We start from the raw sequence: 3,276 nt of genomic DNA, 5'->3' as shown, positions 1-3,276 counted from the left end.
CGCTCTTTCCCGGGACTCCGGGGAATATCTTCTTCCTCTAGTCATAAGGCCTATCCTCTCAAGAAGTAGACCCTCCGACAAACCCGGGGCGATTCAGTGTGTTATTATCGCAGATTAAGGTGGGTTTTTAGAGATTCCCTATATTGTTAGTAACTTGCCGTGTCGCAGGCAGCTGTTCTCCTTATTACAGTGTAGTTGAAAATTAAAAATGTCTGCTCCTGGCCCCTCGGAGCCCCAAAAGGAACGCCTAGCATCCACATTTCAATATGCATTTTAGGTGGTTCAGAAAACCCCGTAGCACTCAGCTCCAAGCAGATTGGGTCACTTGCTATCACTTCTGGAATAGGGAACCTCATCCGGCGACACCGCTCCACCTGATATGATGAAGTTCATCGCCTCATCAATGCTCCAGTCCGTGGAGACCAAGCGCTCTACCGGTACCAGTTCGAGATAGCCGGATGTGGGGTTGGGCGTTGTGGGTACGTAGACAGCGGCCAGTTCCTGACCACTGTGTTTGTCGCGCAAGGTGCGGGTAACAAAGCCGACCGTCTTCATCTCCGGCGACGGAAATTCAATCAGCACCACACGCTGCACCTTCTCCGGTTCCTTTTGTAGAGCTGAAATCAGTTTTTTTACCAGCCCATAGACGTTCTGCAGCATTGGCAACCGTCCAACGACCTGCTCAAAGAGATGGAGCAGTCTTCGGCCGATCATCCGGTGGGCCAGCAGGCCTACAAGATAAAGCCCTATCAACATAAGACATACCGCCAGCGTGTTCTGAAACCACGGTTCCAATGGGTATTCAGCAAGCATGGGCCAGTCCTTCTGCAGGCCGCGAAATATGGCTCGAACCCAAGGACCTCCAAGTTGAGAAAGTTGCTTGAAAACAAACTCAAATACCAGCCAGGTGACCCATAACGGAATCAGCGTTAGCACGCCGCTCAAAAGGTAGCGCTGAATATGCAGGGAGTGTTTGTTTTGTTTTGACATCACCACACCAATCGTTGTTAAGAACCTGTATTAAACGCCTATTGCTATTTATTGTCTCGCTGGAGTGATCTGGCTTCAGGACAACCTCGTTACTAAAAAATGTGCAAATCCGGACAGGTTCACTTCATCCTGGGCCTGCCAGGCTAGAAAAGGTCGTCTTTCTTGTCGTGGTCAAAGATGTGGGCATGATGCAGAAAGCCGTGCACGCTGAAGGGCTGGTGCGCTTCGTCGCGATGAGGTGGAAACACCATCGCTACCGCTACTGCACCCACCAGGCAGGCAACCCCGCAGATAGAGAAGGCGATCGGGAAATTACCCATATCTCCCAGAACACCTCCGAGAACGGGGAAAAGGATGCCACCGATACCATAGGAGAGAAATACCAGCGGGTAGTTTTTTCCCACTGCACCATTGCCGAACTCGTCTGCAGTCAGCGCCGGAAACAGGGCAAAATTCCCACCGAAGTTAAACCCGATGAGGGCGGCACCAAGATAGAGAAGATATTCCTGCCCTGCCATGCTGGTAAAGAAAAGCAGGATCATTCCCTGGCTGCCAGCCATGTACATCACCGCATTTTTGCGTCCCAGTTTGTCACTGAGTGATCCCCAGACGATGCGTCCGATTCCATTCGCAATACTGAAGAAAACAGCCATGGCGGTACCGGCGATAGAGTTCGCCTCGAGGCTGCTGTACCCGCTGGCCTGTAACGCCTCCATCGGATAGAGCTTCATCAGGCCAATGGACATCAAGCCTGCCCCGGCACTGACAGCGAATGTCAAAAAGATGAGGTAGAACTGCGGCGATTTCAGCATCTCGTCAACCTGGAACTCTTCGCCGCCCGAACCTGCCTTCTGTTCAGGCGACTCATAACCAGCCGGCTTCCAGCCGGCAGGCGGCATCTTCATCCAGATGCTGCCGATGGTCACCAACGTGGCGAAGGCGAGACCATAGAGCATAAAGGTCTGGCTCAGGCCTATGGTATCGATCAGGTTACCCCAGCTGCCCGCGGCTTTTACCCAGCCCATGGCCCCAAAACCGAAGCCCGCAACGGCAAGTCCTGTGATCATGCCCTTGTGCTCAGGAAACCAGCGCATTCCAACAGCGATGGGTACGACGTAACCGAATCCGATACCCGCACCGCCGATCAGGCCCACACCAAGGCATACGCCCCAAAAACTGGTTCCACCACTGAGGCCCGCAATAAGATAGCCGCATCCAAGGGTAATACCGCCGAGCAGGGCCAGGTAGCGTGGTCCCCACTTCTGAAGTTTCGCCCCCGCAAACACCATTACCACGGCAAAGGTGGCGAGACCTACAGCAAAGACGATTTGAGTCTCCAGCTTGCTCCAGCCCGCCGCCTTGAGGGCGGGGGTAAAGACACTCCATGCATAAATGGCTCCCAGGCAGAGTTGAATGAGAATGGCTCCAAATACAACCCACCAGCGATTTATTGTTTTTTCCATGTGATTACCTGTCCATTAGCGGATGCCATTAAATCTACACACGCTATATTACCTGTTTGCGACCGCTTCCCTGGAAATGAACCCTCCGGATAGCGAGCTGACTGTATCAGATTCCCTGCCTGCACAGATACTGACCGTTGAGCTGCGGCACAATTGAAGGATGATGTCTGGCATAACAATCTCCCAAGGCAAAAAAACACCCGCACTTGGCGGGTGTTTTCTAGGCAACGGATCAAATCAGCTTTTTGCTTCCTTTTCCATAGCCATGTTTTCTTTCTTCATCTCCATTTTGGTTTCAGCCCCCTGCTTTCCCTTTGACTTTGTTCTGCAATGGCCTGACACCTTTCTGCCGTCACTGCGCGTGTACTCGTCAACCCAACCGCAACCATTCTCTGCTGCACACTGCTCACTGGGCAGTCCCTTGCACATCGATGCATGAGCCGTTCCAGCGAGCATGAGTGAGAGTAACGGTATTGAGAGTGCATGAAGCGTAATGATTGATTTTTTTCGAAACATTGTTTCCTCCTGGAAATTTACGTGATCTGACATTAACTGGCCCTGTCAACGCCAGTACGGTGTACTCCTGTACCGGTACAAGAGAAGCCTATCATAGGGATAATATTCCTGTGATAGGCAATCAGCCATTCGAAAAAGAATTAAAGGCATGGGTATTTTCCATAATAATAGGTCCCGGTTTTCTCAATTTAACAACGCTGCCCCGATAGCTAGTGGGTCACGCGTAAAGTTAACAAGCGAATTGTGTAGCTTGATATAATGAGGCATGGCAAATAAAACAGCACCATTTTGTATCACAAAAGATGTC

General features: G+C 51.3%; 3 protein-coding genes. All 3 read right to left on the bottom strand.

Annotated elements, in window-relative coordinates:
* Positions 1 to 321: 321 nt before the first annotated feature.
* Positions 322 to 990, bottom strand: a complete 669-nt coding sequence (locus BOW53_RS12500) for a DUF502 domain-containing protein (protein ID WP_078488303.1) — start codon at positions 988 to 990, stop codon at positions 322 to 324.
* 143 nt (positions 991 to 1,133) lie between these two features.
* Complete coding sequence (locus BOW53_RS12495) at positions 1,134 to 2,453, bottom strand: L-lactate MFS transporter (protein WP_078488302.1); 1,320 nt, start codon at positions 2,451 to 2,453, stop codon at positions 1,134 to 1,136.
* Positions 2,454 to 2,690: 237 nt separating this feature from the next.
* Positions 2,691 to 2,969 carry a hypothetical protein gene (locus BOW53_RS12490; RefSeq protein ID WP_135607112.1) on the bottom strand — a complete coding sequence of 93 codons (279 nt, stop codon included), beginning with the start codon at positions 2,967 to 2,969 and terminating at the stop codon, positions 2,691 to 2,693.
* Positions 2,970 to 3,276: the final 307 nt, after the last annotated feature.

Origin of the sequence: Solemya velesiana gill symbiont, from assembly GCF_002020805.1 — a bacterium.
Classification (GTDB): domain Bacteria; phylum Pseudomonadota; class Gammaproteobacteria; order Chromatiales; family Chromatiaceae; genus Sedimenticola_A.
This window is presented reverse-complemented; position numbering and strand designations above follow the sequence as displayed.